At 46.2% G+C, this 17,012-nt stretch carries 8 protein-coding genes and 2 pseudogenes; 5 read left to right on the forward strand and 5 right to left on the reverse strand.

From position 1 onward, the window contains the following. The first annotated feature begins 103 nt into the window (after positions 1-103). From NQ518_RS10330 to NQ518_RS10350, 5 genes and pseudogenes are all read left to right on the forward strand, one after another. Entirely contained in the window at positions 104-1,504 is a 1,401-nt protein-coding gene (locus NQ518_RS10330; protein ID WP_007173278.1) for a DUF4099 domain-containing protein, read from the forward strand. Between the two features lie 21 nt (positions 1,505-1,525). Beyond that, positions 1,526-3,610, forward strand: coding sequence for a type IA DNA topoisomerase (locus NQ518_RS10335; RefSeq protein ID WP_007173277.1), 2,085 nt, complete (start codon positions 1,526-1,528; stop codon positions 3,608-3,610). A 111-nt stretch (positions 3,611-3,721) separates the two neighbouring features. Continuing rightward, positions 3,722-8,821, forward strand: a pseudogene (locus tag NQ518_RS10340) (DUF2958 domain-containing protein); the annotation flags it as partial. A gap of 678 nt (positions 8,822-9,499) precedes the next feature. After that, a complete protein-coding gene (gene ltrA / locus NQ518_RS10345; protein ID WP_153113795.1) occupies positions 9,500-11,185 on the forward strand; it encodes a group II intron reverse transcriptase/maturase in 1,686 nt (561 codons plus the stop codon). Between the two features lie 103 nt (positions 11,186-11,288). Beyond that, a pseudogene (locus tag NQ518_RS10350) lies at positions 11,289-12,404 on the forward strand (helicase); the annotation flags it as partial. 103 nt (positions 12,405-12,507) lie between these two features. On the opposite strand, the gene NQ518_RS10355 reads toward NQ518_RS10350, so the two are convergent. The 5 genes from NQ518_RS10355 to NQ518_RS10375 form a co-directional block, all read right to left on the reverse strand. Beyond that, positions 12,508-13,434, reverse strand: a complete 927-nt coding sequence (locus tag NQ518_RS10355; protein WP_007173248.1) for an Abi family protein — start codon at positions 13,432-13,434, stop codon at positions 12,508-12,510. Between the two features lie 161 nt (positions 13,435-13,595). After that, positions 13,596-13,904 carry a helix-turn-helix domain-containing protein gene (locus tag NQ518_RS10360; RefSeq protein ID WP_007173247.1) on the reverse strand — a complete coding sequence of 103 codons (309 nt, stop codon included), beginning with the start codon at positions 13,902-13,904 and terminating at the stop codon, positions 13,596-13,598. After that, positions 13,892-15,952 carry a bifunctional DNA primase/helicase gene (locus tag NQ518_RS10365; protein ID WP_227961998.1) on the reverse strand — a complete coding sequence of 687 codons (2,061 nt, stop codon included), beginning with the start codon at positions 15,950-15,952 and terminating at the stop codon, positions 13,892-13,894. The genes NQ518_RS10360 and NQ518_RS10365 overlap by 13 nt, the downstream gene beginning before the upstream one ends. After that, positions 15,949-16,329 carry a MerR family transcriptional regulator gene (locus NQ518_RS10370; RefSeq protein ID WP_025064767.1) on the reverse strand — a complete coding sequence of 127 codons (381 nt, stop codon included), beginning with the start codon at positions 16,327-16,329 and terminating at the stop codon, positions 15,949-15,951. The genes NQ518_RS10365 and NQ518_RS10370 overlap by 4 nt, the downstream gene beginning before the upstream one ends. Positions 16,330-16,335: 6 nt before the next feature. Beyond that, a complete protein-coding gene (locus NQ518_RS10375; RefSeq protein WP_025064766.1) occupies positions 16,336-16,671 on the reverse strand; it encodes a helix-turn-helix domain-containing protein in 336 nt (111 codons plus the stop codon). Positions 16,672-17,012: the final 341 nt, after the last annotated feature.

The raw sequence follows: 17,012 nt of genomic DNA on the forward strand, positions 1-17,012 counted from the left end.
ATTTCCTACTACTTCCCAACATTTCCTCATTTCTAAATTCATAATATTATTGCTATAATTTTGCTGTTCGATAATGAATTATTCATTCAATAATAAATGATTTATGGAATCGAACAACAATGACAATTATGTGCTGGTATTAGAAGACCGCGCGGAAGTGAAGAACGAGAATGAAGCTGGGAAACTCTCAGTGGTCTCTGGGATTGACGACAAAGGCAAGCTCCAAACAACGGAAGCCAAAAACGTGCATCAGGTAGCCTTTTTGAAGTTCAACAACAAGGATGGCTTGTTGAAGAACTTCATGACCAATTTCCTCAAACAGTTCAACGAGCCGTCCCGTTTCGGACTCTACAAAGTAGTAGCTAACAACGTAGAACAAGGTGTGGCATCGCTCCACACCATGCTTCAGAACCGTGAGAAGCCAGAGAACAAGCAGCAGTTGGCAGATAGTCAAGTGCGCTTTGACGACTTCCTACCCAAACAGAAGAATGCCACTGCGATTGACGAGTCAAAGATAGATTGGAAGCAGCTCGACAACCTCGGACTTACCCGTGAGCGATTGGAACAGAGTGGAGAGTTGGCAAAAATGCTCAACTGGCAGAAGAGTAACCTTGTTACCATTGCCATACCTATGGGTGATACCACCATCTACACCGATGCCCGTTTGGCATTTCGTACCGATGGCGAGGGTAATATCGGCTTGGCAGTTCACCCGCTTCGCAAAGAGCCACAGCTCGACTTCCCCTATATGGGACACAAGTTCTCTAATGAAGAGAAAGAACAACTCCTTGCAACGGGTAATCTTGGAAAGACCATCGAGATAACGCCCAAAAAGGGCGAACCTTTTGCCGCATACGTCTCCATTGACCCTCAGACCAACGAACTCATTGCCCTTCGTGCCGACCGTGTGGCTATTCCAAAGGAAATCAAAGGCGTTACGCTTTCCGATGCGCAGTACAAAGACCTTGTAGAGGGCAAAGCCGTGAAAGTGGAAGGAATGACCGCTAAGAGTGGTAAGTCCTTTGATGCTACCCTGCAAGTCAATGCCGAGAAGAAAGGCATCGAGTTTATCTTCAACAACAAGCAAGGCTTGAAGGAGCGACAGCAGCACAGCCAACAACAAGGCGCACCACATAAGCTCTGCGGTTTGGAACTCTCCGACAAGCAGCGTGAAGCCTTGGACAGCGGTCGCACACTTTATCTGAAGAACATGGTGGACAAGGAAGGGCAACCTTTTAATGCCTACGTCAAGATGGACAAGGAACAGAACCGCCCGCGTTTCTACAAGTGGAATCCAGACAAGAAGCAGGAGACCGGCAAGGAAAAGGTGGTAGCCGTAGCCGAAGAACACAAGACACAGGTTGCAGTGAACAACCAAGGCAAGACCAACGAAGCCACCAAGAACGTGAACGAGCCGTTAAAGTCCGGGCAGACACAGCCCACTGCCGCCCAAAAGCAGAAACAGGACGAGAAGAAACAGCAGCGCCGTGGACCCAAGATGTAACCCTTAAAACCAAACCCGACTATGATTACTTGTATTATTGCCGAGAAACCCTCGGTAGCCAGAGATATAGCCCGTATAGTAGGAGCTAATACCAGACAAGACGGATTTTTGGAAGGTAGCGGTTATGTGGTAACATGGGCGATGGGACATCTCATCACCCTTGCCATGCCCGAAGCCTACGGTTTTGCAGCCTATAAAGCCGAAGATCTGCCCATCCGTCCCAATCCTTTCCAGCTTATCGTGCGACAAGTTCGTAAGGATAAGGACTACACGTCAGACCCCGCAGCACTCAAACAGCTCAAAGCTATCCGAGGTTGTTTCGACAAGGCTGACCGCATCATCGTAGCCACCGATGCTGGGCGTGAAGGTGAACTCATCTTCCGCTATATCTACAACCATTTGAACTGCCACAAACCTTTTGACAGACTTTGGATTTCCTCCCTCACGGATAAAGCCATCCGTGAAGGACTTGCCCATCTCAAGGCAGGAACTGCGTATGACAATCTCTATCACTCCGCCAAGGCAAGAAGTGAAGCCGATTGGCTTGTGGGCATCAATGCCAGCCGTGCCCTGTCCATCGCACGCAAAGGCGGTTACTCTTTGGGACGAGTACAGACCCCTACACTCGCAATGGTCTGCCGTCGGTATATAGAAAATCGTGATTTTTCTTCCGTTCCATATTGGAAACTCTCCGTAGCAACAGAGAAAGAGGGCATATCGCTGAAAGCCGTGAGCAGTGGTGCATTCGAGAGTGAAGCCGATGCACAGTCCGCTCTCTCTTTGCTTCGCGAACAGAGCAGGCTTCAGGTAATATCGGTCGCAAGAAAGGTAACGCATACGTCGCCACCCCTCTTGTTCGACCTTACCACTCTACAAAAGGAAGCCAACAAAAAGCATGGCTTTTCAGCAGATAAAACCCTCTCAATAGCTCAGAGCCTCTATGAGAAGAAAATCACGACCTATCCCCGCACCGGCAGTCGATATATCAGTGAAGACGTTTTCGAGGAAGTACCCGCCTTGCTGCGCAAGATAAGAGAAACACTTCCGACTCCGTTTAACCGCCATTCGGTGGACAGCGACAAGGTAACCGACCACCACGCCATCATCCCTACGGGTGAAACTCCATCGGGACTATCGGCAGATGAAACGACCATCCACCAAATGGTAGTCCGCCGTTTCATCGAAGCCTTTTCTCCCGATTCAGAGGAGGAGCGTATGCAGGTGGAATTGTCCGACGGTACAAACACCTTCATTTGGAAGGCATGTCGAAGCATTTCTTTGGGCTGGAAAGCCGTACAGCAAGGTACTGGCACGAACGATGAAAAAGGTAAGGAGGATGAAGAACAGACTTTATCCGTATTGCCCAATCTAACAGAAAACGAGGTGTTACCGCTGCTTTCTTCAGAAATTACCGAGCACAAGACCAAGCCGAAACCGCTCTATACTGAAGCGACTTTGCTTTCTGCTATGGAAAACGCAGGGAAAGAGGTATCAGATGCAGAAAGTAAAAGAGCAATGGCAGAGTGCGGCATCGGTACACCTGCCACCCGCGCCAACATCATCGAGACATTGATTCTGCGAGACTATATCCGAAGAGAAAAGAAGACGGTAGTCCCGACAGAGAAAGGCTTGGCAGTCTATGAGATTGTCAAGGACAAACGAATTGCCAATGCAGAGATGACAGGTTCGTGGGAACTGACCCTTGCTGCCATTGAGGCAGGACAGATGCCCCCCGAGAAGTTCGCGCAAGGCATCAACTCCTACGTGGAGACGATTTGCGAGGAACTCCTTGCCCTTGCTCCACCGATGCAGAAGTCCTATCCCACCTACCGCTGTCCCAAATGCGGCAACGAAAGCGTGGGCATCTATGCCAAGATTGCCAAATGCAGGCACGAGGGCTGCGACTTCCACATCTTCCGTGAAATCTGCGGCACGTTCCTTTCCGAAGACAATATCCGTGATTTGATAACCACCGGGCGAACGCCCATCCTCAAAGGCTTGACGAGCAAGGCAGGCAAGAAGTTCAACGCACGTCTTGTTCTGGGCGAAGACTATACCACCTCCTTTGAGTTTGAGGGAAAGAAAGGCAAAGCACGAGGGAGATAACTCTCACAGAATCGGAGATAAAACAAATTAGTTGGGAGATAGTAAAAAGAACTATACGTCAGAAATGACCCCCCGACTAATATTCTCTCTCCATTTTAAAACAGAAAAACTATGGCATACAATAAGAAAGCAGTCTTGGAGGGCAATACGGAAGCCATCCGTATGATCCTCCGATTAGAGAAAGAACGACGTGAAGCCACCGAAGCCGAGAAAGTCCTGCTCAGAGGTTATCAAGGTTTCGGTGGTCTGAAATGCGTCTTGAACCGATGTGATAATCCCGATGACCTCCGCTATTGGAGTGCATCGGAGCAAAATTTGTTCGAGCCTACCCAAAGGCTCAAGCAGATGATTTACCGTGATGCCGTCGATGCCAACACCGCCAAACGCTATTGGGAGAGTATCAAGGCAAGCGTACTAACTTCCTTCTATACCGATACCCGTATCGTCTCTGCCATTGCCGATGCCCTTAGTGCCACCGATGTGCAAGTAAGACGATGCTTGGACCCATCGGCAGGTGTGGGAGCCTTTACCGAAACCTTTGCCAAACAAGCAGGCATGGTCGATGCAATGGAAAAAGACCTGCTGACGGCACGCATCACACAAGCCCTGCATCCTTACGGCAAGGACAATATCTTTGTTCGGCAAGAACCCTTTGAAGCCATCGGGGAATTGGAAGAGAAGGATAAATACGACCTTATCACCAGCAACATTCCCTTTGGCGACTTTATGGTCTATGACCGTAGTTATAGCAAGGGAGAGAATATCCTTAAACGGGAATCCACCAGAACCATTCACAATTATTTCTTTGTGAAAGGGCTGGACACTATCAAAGAGGGCGGACTTCTTGCATTTATTACCTCGCAGGGCGTATTGGACAGTCCCAAAAATGAAGCCATCCGCCGTTACCTCATGCAGAACAGCCGGCTTATCTCCGCTATCCGTTTGCCTTCGGGTATGTTCTCCGAGAATGCAGGTACGGATGTTGGCAGCGACCTCATTGTCCTGCAAAAGCAGTCGGGCAAGGAAATTGGTGAAGGCATCGAGCAGCAGTTTGTACAAACCGCCTCTGTTCCCAAAGGCGACGGTTTTTCTATTGCGTTCAACCACAACTCACTCTTCGAGGGCGAATGGAAGAATATTTCCCACCGCACGATTGCCACAGACAGACAAATGGGTACGGATCCATACGGCAAGCCCGCTTGGGAATATACGTTTGACGGCGGTATCGAGGATATGGCTGACAGTCTGCGTACACAGCTCTCTTTGGAAGTGGAGCAGCGTTTCGATCGTAAACTCTATGAAACTGGCATACCCATGACCGGGGAGGAATGGCAGGTACACGTGGACAAGATGGTGCAGAAAGTGCAAGGAGGCTTAAAAACGGAAGAAACACCTCATGAACAGGAAATCAAGGATAAGGAAGAAGATAATGCCTATAATCTGATGCCTGATAGCATCAAAAAACAGCTTCCCAAACTCTATAAGACAGAAAAAGAACTCATTGGCGATAGAATAGCCTACGCTCGCTACTTTTTCCCAATGGGGGCTTACACGGCTTATCTATTGGAGTACGACCCCAAGGAGCGCATCGGCTTCGGTGCTGTTACGATGGGCTACGGCTGGGAATTGGGTACAATGTCGCTTGATGAAATGGAGGAAGTAAAGGTCAGAGGCTTGGGAATTGAGCGGGACTTATACTTCAAGCCCACAAAATTGCACGAGATTGCGGAGCTGGAGGAGATTGTCAGAGGACAATACACTAAAGAACCCATCATAGAGGAAGTCAAGGAAGAAAACCGTCAGGAAGTTCTAAGACCAGTACAGGAAGACACTCTGCCCCAAGAGAAGGTCGAAGATGGTAATAAGATAGTGGCAGATGAATCAAGAAACGAATCAGAGACAGAAAAAGAAGCACAAGCTGCACAGGTACTTCCAACAATAGAGCCTGAAACTGAACCTGCGCCAGAAGGTGTCCCCGTAATTACCCTTCAAAGACAATACGAACAAGAAAGCCGTGAAATTCGCACAGACGTGGAATCCCCACGTGAAATGAACGGACAAACTGTATTCTTTGATGAAGACCATCATCCGATTATAGATAGCGCCATAGAGACAGAAGCAACGGAACAGTTCTTGTTTGCCCCGGAGGAATATAGTCTTTGGACACAAGATGTAGTCCGTGTAAATAATGAAATCAAGGAGGCTGCTCAACAAAAGAAGCTCAGCGAAAACCAATCACTTCCTGCGAGCAGGCAACCCAAGCCAGCAAGAAGCACCCCAAGCAATCCCCGCAGAAACAAGAAAACTGCATCTGCTCCCGTCAGAGAGCCCTCGCTCTTTGACTTTATGGAGGAAGCCGAGCCTCGCAAGCTACAGCCCATAGCAGAAGTCAAGAAAGAGTTTGACGCTTCACCGCGTCCCTTTCTCTCATCGCCCGACTCTCATCTGAGGGACGGCTCTATTGTCATGCAAAAAGGACAGGTCGGCTTTCTCTCTGACCTGAAACGACATCCCACTTTCAATCCTATGGACTTGCCCTTTGCCCAGCTCTCACGGCTGAAAGCATACATTGAGATTAGGGAGAGTTATCACAGACTCTATGATTACGAGGCGAACAACCAAGCGGAGGACAAGGAAGAGCGTGAGAAACTCAACCGTCTTTATGATGGCTATGTAGGTCGTTGGGGGAATTTCAATCAAAAGACAAATACCGATGTCATCAAAATGGATGCCACAGGAGTGGAAATGCTGTTCTTGGAACGCTCCGAGAACGGCAAGTACATCAAAGCGGACATCTTCGACCATCCGACGGCTTTCTCCACCACCGAACTGTCCATTGCCGCAGACCCGATGGAGGCATTGGGCGCATCACTCAACAAATACGGCACGGTGGAACTTGACTATATGAGTTCCCTGCTCCCCGACATGGAAGAGAGTGATATGCTTTCCGCCTTGGAGGGGCGCATCTTCTACAATCCCGAAGAGAACAGCTACGAGGTAGCCGACAAATTCATTTCAGGCAACGTGATTGAAAAGGCGGAGCGTATCGAGTCGTGGCTCTTGGATCACCCCGAACACGAGGAAGCAAAGCAAGGTCTTGCCGCCCTGCGTGCCGCCACGCCTACGCCCATTCCCTTTGCCGATTTGGACTTCAATCTCGGTGAACGATGGATACCTGCCAAAGTCTATGGCAAGTTTGCTTCGGAGTTCTTCGAGACAGACATCAACGTGTCCTACCATTCCAATATGGACGAGTATTCCCTTGTCTGCGACCGAAAGAATGCCAATATCTGGCACAAATATGCCGTGCAGGGAGAATTTCGCCGATATGACGGCATCAACCTGCTGAAACACGCACTTCACAATACCATTCCCGACATCAACAAGAGCAAGGAAGTGACGGATAAAATTACGGGAGAAACCAAGACCATCAAAGTAAGGGACGGACATGCCACACAGATGGCGAACGCCAAGATTGAGGAAATCAGACAGGGTTTTGTGGACTGGCTCGGACGGACACCTGACACGTTCAAAGAGCAGCTCTCTGACCGTTACAACCGCCTTTTCAATTGCTTTGTGCGTCCCAATTTTGACGGTACGCACCAGTCGTTTCCCAACCTCGACCTTAAAAGGTTGGGCATACCAGACCTTTATAAGAGTCAGAAGGATGCCGTATGGATGCTCAAAACCAATGGCGGAGGTATCTGCGACCACGAGGTGGGTGCGGGCAAGACGCTTATTATGTGTACGGCTGCCTACGAGATGAAGCGGTTGGGATTAGCCAACAAGCCGATGATTATCGGACTGAAGGCAAATGTATTCGATATTGCCGACACGTTTCGCAAGGCTTATCCCAATGCCAAGATACTCTATCCAGGCAAGAACGACTTCAGTAAGCAAAATCGCCAGCGTATCTTCAACGACATCAAGAACAACGATTGGGATTGCATTATCCTTACGCATGAGCAGTTTGGCATGATACCGCAGGCTTTGGAGATACAAGAAGTGATTTTGCAGAAAGAAAAAGATTCTGTGGAGGAAAACCTTGAAGTACTCCGTATGCAGGGAGCGGACATTTCCCGTGCCATGCTCAAAGGCTTAGAAAAACGTAAGCAGACCTTGGAAGCCAAGTTGCAGGGCATTCAAGACAGCATTGCCGAGCGCAAGGACGATGCCGTGGATTTCAAGATGATGGGTATTGACCACCTTTTTGTAGATGAAAGCCATCAATTCAAGAACCTGATGTTTAATACTCGCCACGACAGAGTGTCGGGCTTGGGCAATCCGGACGGCTCGCAGCGTGCGCTCAATATGCTCTTTGCCATTCGCACTATACAGGAGCGGTCGGGCAAGGATCTGGGGGCGACATTCCTTTCGGGAACTACTATCAGTAATTCACTAACAGAATTATACTTGCTTTTCAAATACTTGCGCCCGCAAGCCCTGGAAAAGCAGGGCATCAACAGTTTTGACGCTTGGGCAGCGGTCTTTGCCAAGAAGTCCACCGACTATGAGTTTTCCATCACGAATGAGATTATTCAGAAGGAACGCTTCAGAACCTTTATTAAAGTGCCTGAACTCGCCTCGTTCTATGCGGAGATTTGCGATTTCCGCACGGCAAAGGATATTGGCATTGACAGACCGGAGAAGAACGAGATATTGCATAACATTCCGCCCACACCCGAGCAGGAGGTTTTTATCGGCAAGCTGATGGAGTTTGCCAAGAGTGGCGATGCCACGCTCTTGGGACGAGCGCCACTGAGTGAGAGCGAGGAAAGAGCAAAAATGCTCATTGCAACTGACTACGCCCGCAAGATGAGCCTTGATTTACGCATGATAGATGAAAATGGGTACTCAGACCATATAGACAACAAGGCAAGCCATTGTGCGAAACTCTTGAATGACTATTACCAAAAGTATGATGCACAAAAGGGAACGCAGTTTGTTTTCTCTGACTTGGGGACTTACAAGCCCGGCGGAGACTTCAATATCTATTCGGAAATCAAGAGAAAATTGGTAGAGGACTACCATATCCCGGCATACGAGATACGTTTTATTCAGGAGTGCAAGAACGAGAAAGCAAAGAAAGCAATGGTCGATGCCATGAACCGTGGCGACATTCGCATCATCTTCGGTTCTACCTCTATGTTGGGTACTGGTGTGAATGCTCAACAACGTGCCGTGGCCATCCATCATTTGGACACGCCTTGGGTGCGACATGAAGTCGCATAGATAATTGTTGGAATGATACTTTAAGTATCAGCTTTAACCCGCTGTTCCGTCAGCGGTAGCCTACCGACCGATGCACCTTAATGTTGTATTAAGCGGTCGGGACAAAGTACACTTTCGCAAGACAAGACAGAACCGTGAGGGGAAATTAAGTATGGTTAGTATCATACCGTAGAGTGGCGAGGCTGGATAGTATGGTTAGCATAAGCGAACTGTTAGTAAACTTCGTAATGTCGTAAAAGAGTGCAAGATACTGATACACTCTACCCAAAATGGGATGCGGTCAGATAATCCTCTCCATGGTAGGATTACACGGATGTAAAGACCGTCGGAGGATGAGACAGAACCTAACCTATCCGTTAGTTATCTATGTGGAACATGGTAAGCCTGTACATCTCCTGTCAGACAAAAGACAGGTAAGCTGAAAGTAATGGATGCTGAATGATGTGCAGGTATAAGATAACAGAGAAAGCGAATGCCGTTCTGTAATGGGACGGATAGGGTTTGAGCCACTTATCACGAGTTGACAAGGGACAACATCAACCTACCACGAAAGTGGGCAGACTTCTGTGGTAATGTTTGGGAGGCAAATACCCAACATTAGCCAAATGGTAATTCTTTACAATAAACTTTTAGAACTTTTTTAAAGTAGGAATGCAAATGAACGATAAAATCAAAGAAAATCTCCTCGACCAATCGTGTGCGCCGACTGACAACCTGCAATCAAATTGGGACAGAATAGACTGGACTAAGGCGGAGCAAGCTGTTAAGAAGCTTCAAGCTCGTATTGTAAAGGCTCAGAAGGAAGGCAGACATAACAAGGTGAAAGCCTTGCAATGGACGCTTACCCACTCTTTTTACGCAAAAGCCTTAGCCGTAAAGAGGGTTACTTCTAACGGGGGTGGTTGTACTCCTGGGGTTGACAAAGAAATATGGGATACCCCTAAAGCTAAAACGCAAGCAATAACCCAACTCAAACGCAGAGGCTACCAGCCAATGCCGCTGAGAAGAGTTCATATCAAGAAGAGCAACGGCAAACTGCGACCGTTGGGAATACCGACAATGAAAGACAGAGCCATGCAAGCACTCTATCTTATGGCATTGGAGCCTGTATCAGAAACTACAGCTGATACTCGTTCATACGGTTTCCGCAAGGAACGCTGCTGTATGGATGCAGTACAGCAATGTCATAACATTCTCCGAAAGGGATATTCTCCCGAATGGATTTTGGAGGGTGACATAAAAGGGTGTTTTGACCATATCAGCCATGAGTGGTTACTTGCCAATATCCCAATGGATAAGGCAATACTCCGAAAATGGTTGAAATGTGGCTATGTTTTCAACAAGCAAATGTTCCCGACCGAGGAAGGAACACCGCAAGGTGGTATAATTTCTCCGACACTTGCCAATATGACTTTGGACGGATTGCAGAAAGCTCTTGCAGATAGATATAAGCGCCATCATGTTAATGGTAAGTTGTATTCACCAATGGTGAACCTTGTACGTTATGCGGATGATTTTATCATCACTTGCGAGAACAAGGAAACTCTTGAAAATGAAATCAAGCCATTGGTTGCTGAATTTATGTCTGAAAGAGGTCTGACCTTATCAGAGGAAAAGACGGTGATAACCAACGTGCATGACGGTTTTGATTTTCTTGGCTTTAATATCCGCAAATACGGCAAGGACATATTGACCAAGCCGACAAAGAAATCCGAGAAACGCTTTATGGAGAATATCCGTAAGGTAATTAAGGAGAACAAGGGTTGCAGACAGGAGTCGTTAATCAGAATGTTGAACTCTAAAATCCGAGGATGGGGAGGTTATTATCAGCATGGAGCGACACGTGATTCATTTCACAGAATCGACCATCAGATATTCCTCTCACTATGGCAATGGGCAAAACGCCGTCATTCCAAGAAAGGGAAACGGTGGATAAAAGACCGATATTGGCATGACATTCGAGGGAACAAATGGACTTTCGCTTCAAAATTCAAGAAACCAAACGGAAAGGAAGACCAATTGACATTATTGTCTCTGACTTCATCGTTTCCATTCCTGCAATACACGCAGATTAAAGGAGACATGAACCCGTTTGATGCAGACTGTCGTCTGTACTTCTATAAAAGAAAGAAGTCGAAAATGCTTGTTACGCTAAAAGGACGCAAGTCACTGCTGTACCTATGGGAAAAGCAAGGACGCAAATGTCCTATATGCGGTGAGCCTATTGATACGCACAAGGCATGGAATGTCATGCCAACCGTTCAAAACGGAAAGAAATGCAATCTGTTGGTTCATGATGAATGTTTTAAATTATCCCGCAAATCAAATGGAAACAAGAAGTAGTTTGAGCCGGTCTCTGCATACAAACAGAGGCTTAGAAAAGCTTGAGCCGTATGAGGGGAAACTCTCATGTACGGTTCTTAGGGGGGAAGAGGGCAGCAATGCCCTTGACCTACCCGATCGACCATCGGACTTGGAGCAGCGCAACGGGCGTGCTGTGCGCAAGGGAAACCTTATCGCCAAGGAGTTTGCGGACAATAAAGTTGATGTGATTATCTATGCCGTGGAACGGTCGCTGGACAGCTACAAGTTCAACCTGCTGCACAACAAGCAGCTTTTCATCAACCAACTAAAGACAAACACGCTTGGTAGTCGTACCATTGATGAGGGTTCGATGGACGAGGACAGCGGTATGAACTTCTCAGAATATGTAGCAGTACTTTCAGGCAACACCGACCTTTTGGAGAAAGCAAGATTGGATAAGAAGATTACCACCTTGGAATCAGAGCGCAAGAATTTCCTCCGTGAGCGTGATGCCGCAACGGGCAAGCTGGCGGAGATTGAGAGTTCCGTGTCCTTCCATTCGGATAAAATCAAGGAAGCGCAGGCTGACTTGGCTTGCTTTGAGCAGCGCATGGAGCGTGATACGGAGGGACTGCCCGTCAATAAACTGACAATCAAAGGTGTAGAGGACAGCACCGACATAAAGGTCATCGCCGCTCGTCTGCACGAGATAGAGGAAAAGGCTCGTACCAAGAGCGAGTACAACAAGATTGGCGAGGTTTACGGCTTTTCCATCATGGTCAAGACGGAGAGCACTTCCAAGGACTTGTTCGACTGCTCGGTGAACCGCTTTTTTGTCAAGGGACAGGAAAGCATCTACTATACCTATAATAACGGTAAGTTAGCGGCAGACCCGAAACTTGCCTGCGAGAACTTCGTAAATGCCTTGGAGCGTATCCCTAAGGTGATAGAGTCACATGAGAAGGAAATGGCAAAGGTTGCAGCCAATAAAGACGTTTATACCAACATTGCCAATAGTTCATGGAAGAGGGAGGACGAACTACGTGCGCTCAAAGGAGAAGCAGCCGAGCTGGATAGGCGGATTGCACTTACGCTTGCACCGCCGGAGGAGGAAAAAGAAGAGACGGAAAAAGTAAACCAAGGAGAGAATTTGTCTAACAACAATCACTCAGCTGGAGTAAAGAACGAGAGTTATCCTACTCATGACAAGGAAGAAGACAATCGTTCACAAAACTTCAGACCCAAATGGAGACACTAAACGCATGTTTATTATCCAATGGAAGCAAAAATGTCTTACTTTCATTTTTTTAGTAGACATAAATAAAGTACGGGAATATTGCAATTGAAATTCCCGTACAAAATTATTGCCAGATAGATTCCCTATTCCAATGGTCTGGAAAACCTATCTTATAAATAGGAATGTCCGGATTTTTCTCTATCAGTGAGATTGTCTTTCTCTTATATGTATCTCCAGCATTGATAGCATTGCACAAGTATAACATGGAAGTAATGATTAGAAATGGCTTCTTTTTAGAGAATTCCGAAAGAGGATGTTGCAGCCAAATGCCTCTTGGATTACTAATATCCATTGGACGTTTTACCATATTTCGACTCCATACTCTTGAATGATGGGCGACAATATTTCTCAAATAGGAGATGGCTTCAAGCCAGCTTGAGAGTTCTGTATGCATATTAAGTCCGAATTCATTGGCAATTCTTGCCTTTTCCGGTAACTGATGATTAAGATTCTTATATATCTTTGAAAGTGTTCCAAAAGTCGCAACTTCAAAAATAATCCATGCGTCAGGCTGTTGGGTAAGAGATATACATTTTCTGTCCTCCCACACTCCATATTTGCATTTGTAGTCTTTTATGAAAATCTCACTGCTACGCATAAACTCGCCCATCAGATCATGTATATGTTGCTGTTGGAGCTCTTCATTGTTGAAAAGTCCCTTATCCATATAGTACAGCCCACCGTATGATTGTGAAAGATGATAAATCATCTTCGTCCGCAACGCAATCTCTATGGCTTCAATGGCATCGAACAAGATAAGACGCAACTCCTTATCAAAGAAATATCGTGCGATAACGTCCTTAAAATTGGCGTCATTCTTGAATATATGCCGTTCTTTGTCTGTTTGCATATCCCACCAATACCCCTTCAAACGGTAGTAGCTGATATGACTTAAATGAAGATGGGCAAACTCCTCATCTTCTATAATCATGCCTCTATGCTTCAGTAAATCGATTTGTTCCTGAATGGAACGTGATTCTTTATTCGCCATAGTATCTATAAAAAAAATGACTCGCCAGCAGATCTTACGGTATGCCAAGCGAGTACTGTTATCTTTGAGTGTGGAAATCCACAACTAACTTTCTGATTGCAAAGGTAAGTATTTTTTTTGTTTCAGCAAAATAATTGCAGATATTTTTTAAGTGATAAAAATTACCAATCATCTCGCTTCCGTACCATTTTATCTATCTCTTCCCGAAGAAAAAGTAACCTGCCATTGGCTTTAAGATAGGGAATTTTTCCTGCCCACACCCAATTATAGATGGTCTTTTGTTCTACTTTGAGTATCTTGGATACATCTATGATATCCAGATATTCCGGTTTCAGGGGAGGATGGACAGTTGTATCAACAGATTGCTCTTGCAGGATCAGCAGGCGGTCGAGTTTATCCTCGACGCTTATCAGCTTGTCGAACAGGCGTTTTTGCCAAGTGTCTTCGGTTTTATAATCTATGTACGGCATAGTTCTCCTTTTTGATAGTTACCATTGGTATCTTGTGCCAAGATACGTTGTTCTTTCATATAGGCGATGTACTTCTTTGCGGTTCTTTCCTTGATTTCCATTTCGCGCATCAGAACCTCACAAAGCTCTTGGTAAGTGAGCTTGAAAGAATTTCGGAAGGCTTCTTTGACAACGGCAATGAGTTCATCAGCCTTGCGCTTTTCCTTGTCCTCTTTAGATTTCTCGCCACGATAGACGTGCATGTCCTCAGCCTTATCCCAGCCGAAAAGCATCATCGGTACGTCCAACGGACTTCCGTCACGGACTTTCAGAGCTTTCACCACAGAGTATTCAGGATTGTCATCTTTCTCTATGGAGAGAATGCCTGCCGCCTTGCGTTGAAGTTCGGAGCCAATATGCCCACGGAGTTTGATACCATTTGGCACGAAGTGCAGCACGCAGATGATGCAGGTGTTGTAAATCCCTGCCAGACGGTAAAGCTCATCCACGATGGCAATGCTTTCCGTTTCATCGTTGGCGGAACGTATCAAGTCAGCTATGCCGTCAATCACCACAAGATGGATGCCCCCATGCTTGTGGTGAAACAAATCCATACTCTCACGGATAAGTTTCAACCGGTCTTTGCGGGAGAGCGAAGCAAGATACAGAGAATGATAATACTCAGGTACTGTTGCCTGTGAAGCCCGACGGAGTGTCTTGCCTAAATTCTTATGAAGTTGTGCCTCTGACTGTTCTGTGTCATAGTGCAGGACTGCCAAGCCTTTGGGATTGGCGGTAATCTCCAAGCCCAAGGTTTTCTCTATTGGCAGTTGTTCTACTCCCAATGTTCCAGCAAGAATGGCTCCTACATAGTTACTCTTGCCCGTACCTTCTCCTCCGGTGATGCAGAATAGATTGTCTTGGGTTCCCAATGGGACACCATTCACAGCCACCACCGATTTGGAAATGTCAGGAGGGTTTTCGTAGTCTATTTCGCAGGAGCGCACCATCATCATGGTTTGGCTGTATAGGTCTGCAAACATCTTGGCAAGCAGTTCTTTCAGTTCCTTTGCCCCATTGCCCAAAGCAAAGAAATCAGAAATATCCTTTTCCGTCTTGGTTCCACTAAGAGGAAGTGTAAGATTCAACACCTTGAATTCTACTAAATGTTCAGCCTGTTTATGCGCCTCCCTTACACCAGTTTCATCCGCATCATACAAGAGTATGATATGCCGAAAGCGAAGTTGAAGACTCTCAAGGATGCTTGTCGGTATTTGTGCCGTTTCACTGTTGAAGCATATCGCATTGAAGCCGTGTGCATATAACGAGAGCACATCCTTTTCTCCACCTGTGATGAAAAGAATATCACCTTTGGTGGGAATCTGCTCCATACCGAAGCAATAGGTGACAGGCATTCTTCCACCATAGAGAAAGCGGATTTTCAGACTGTGTGGTCGGTATATCTTTACATAGCCGTTTCCGATATAGGCAAATATCGGTTCTGTCGGTGAACTGTGAAGTTCAAACTTCTTGCCCTCGGCAGATACGCTCTCATACCGTTTAAGACTCCGTACCCGAAACTGCCGGAGTGTATCTTCATGGATACCATAATGCGCCCAATAGTTCAGCAGTCCATCGTCAAATGGCTGTATCTCGAAACTATATGGTCGTTCTTCCGTCCGCTTGGTCTTTTCGACCGTAGGACTGGAGGCTATAGGATTTTTATATGACGGTGTGATATGCTTGTTATGCTTTTCGGCATCACATAAAGAATACAATCCAAGTTCTTGTACGATGATTTCCAAGACCTCGGGAAAATTCGTTTTCAAATTCAAACTACGCAACGTTGCCACAAACCAGAAGCAATCCCCTGAATAGGTGGTATCGCCATGATCATAAAATTTATAAGAAGAAGTTTTCCTATCATAGTAGATATGACAGGAAGCCCGTTTGTCGTCATAGAAGGGGCTACGGAAGTTTCGGTGAAGATTCACCTCAAAACCAAGGAAATGGGAAAATACATTCAAACCTCCTTGGGTAAGCAAAAGAATCTGTTCTTTTTCTATCATAGTTGTCTGTTTTTAGGGTTAAGACATGAACTCATGATAAGATTGTCCTTAAAACGGTTGAGCCGACCAAGAACCTCGTCATTCCTCATACCGGAAACACGGAGGCGGTTGCATTTCGTGGCAATCACGATAGACTTGAAAAAATAACGCACATCACCACCTTCTGTGTAGCGATACCTCACCAACTGCTTCTTGCGCCAACGGTAAAGGGTGGACTCTGAAACATTCAGAGTCCCGATAAGGTCTTTCGTGGTCATCTCCAGCTCGTCGTCAATGTCTTGGATAAGACGGGAGGTGCGCTCAACATACTGCTCAATTCGGTTGAGCCTGTCTATCAGTTCTTGATAGGCTTGGCTTTCTACTGCTATTATTTCCATATGTCATCACAGTTTGGTTTGTAAGATAATGTGCTGCGGTCCCAATTCCTTGGCGAGATCCATTATCTTTCCATAAGTCTCTTCATCAAACACGTCTATGCCCAGTCGGATAAATGGGGGTGGTATTTCTCTTCTTCTCCTTGCAATAGATGCAAGCAGATCACTCTCATCCATTTCCAAAACTTTGGCATAGCTGCAAATTTGTACTATACTCATGGATACGGCTCCTGTTTCCCATCTTGAGATGGTACTTGAGCTAACTTTCAGTTTTTCAGCGATATACTCCTGTGAGTATCCTTCATGCTCTCGCTTTTCCTTTAGGGTTTTGTGCAACTGTTTCATATGTATAAAGTTACAAAGACACCTAAATTTGAGCAACCCGCCACATTCAAATGTTTGCATCCCATGCAAGGTGGCTTGCATTAGGTGCAGATGAATATGATGAGCGATGTCAACATGGGATGATTTAATTGGTTTGTTTTCTAGAATTCATAAACGAAAATACATTGTAATAACAATCATTCCAGAACAAAATCAAATAATTTTGAGAAAATCCCTCCAGTGCAAGGTGCAAGTCCCCTTATATATAGGGGCTTGCACCTTGCACTGGAAAGTGTAGCAGTAAAATATCTAAATCTTTATGGTACAAAGATTTGGAGGTTAGTACAATTTTATATACTTTT

The organism is Hoylesella buccalis ATCC 35310 (assembly GCF_025151385.1).
GTDB lineage: Bacteria > Bacteroidota > Bacteroidia > Bacteroidales > Bacteroidaceae > Prevotella > Prevotella buccalis.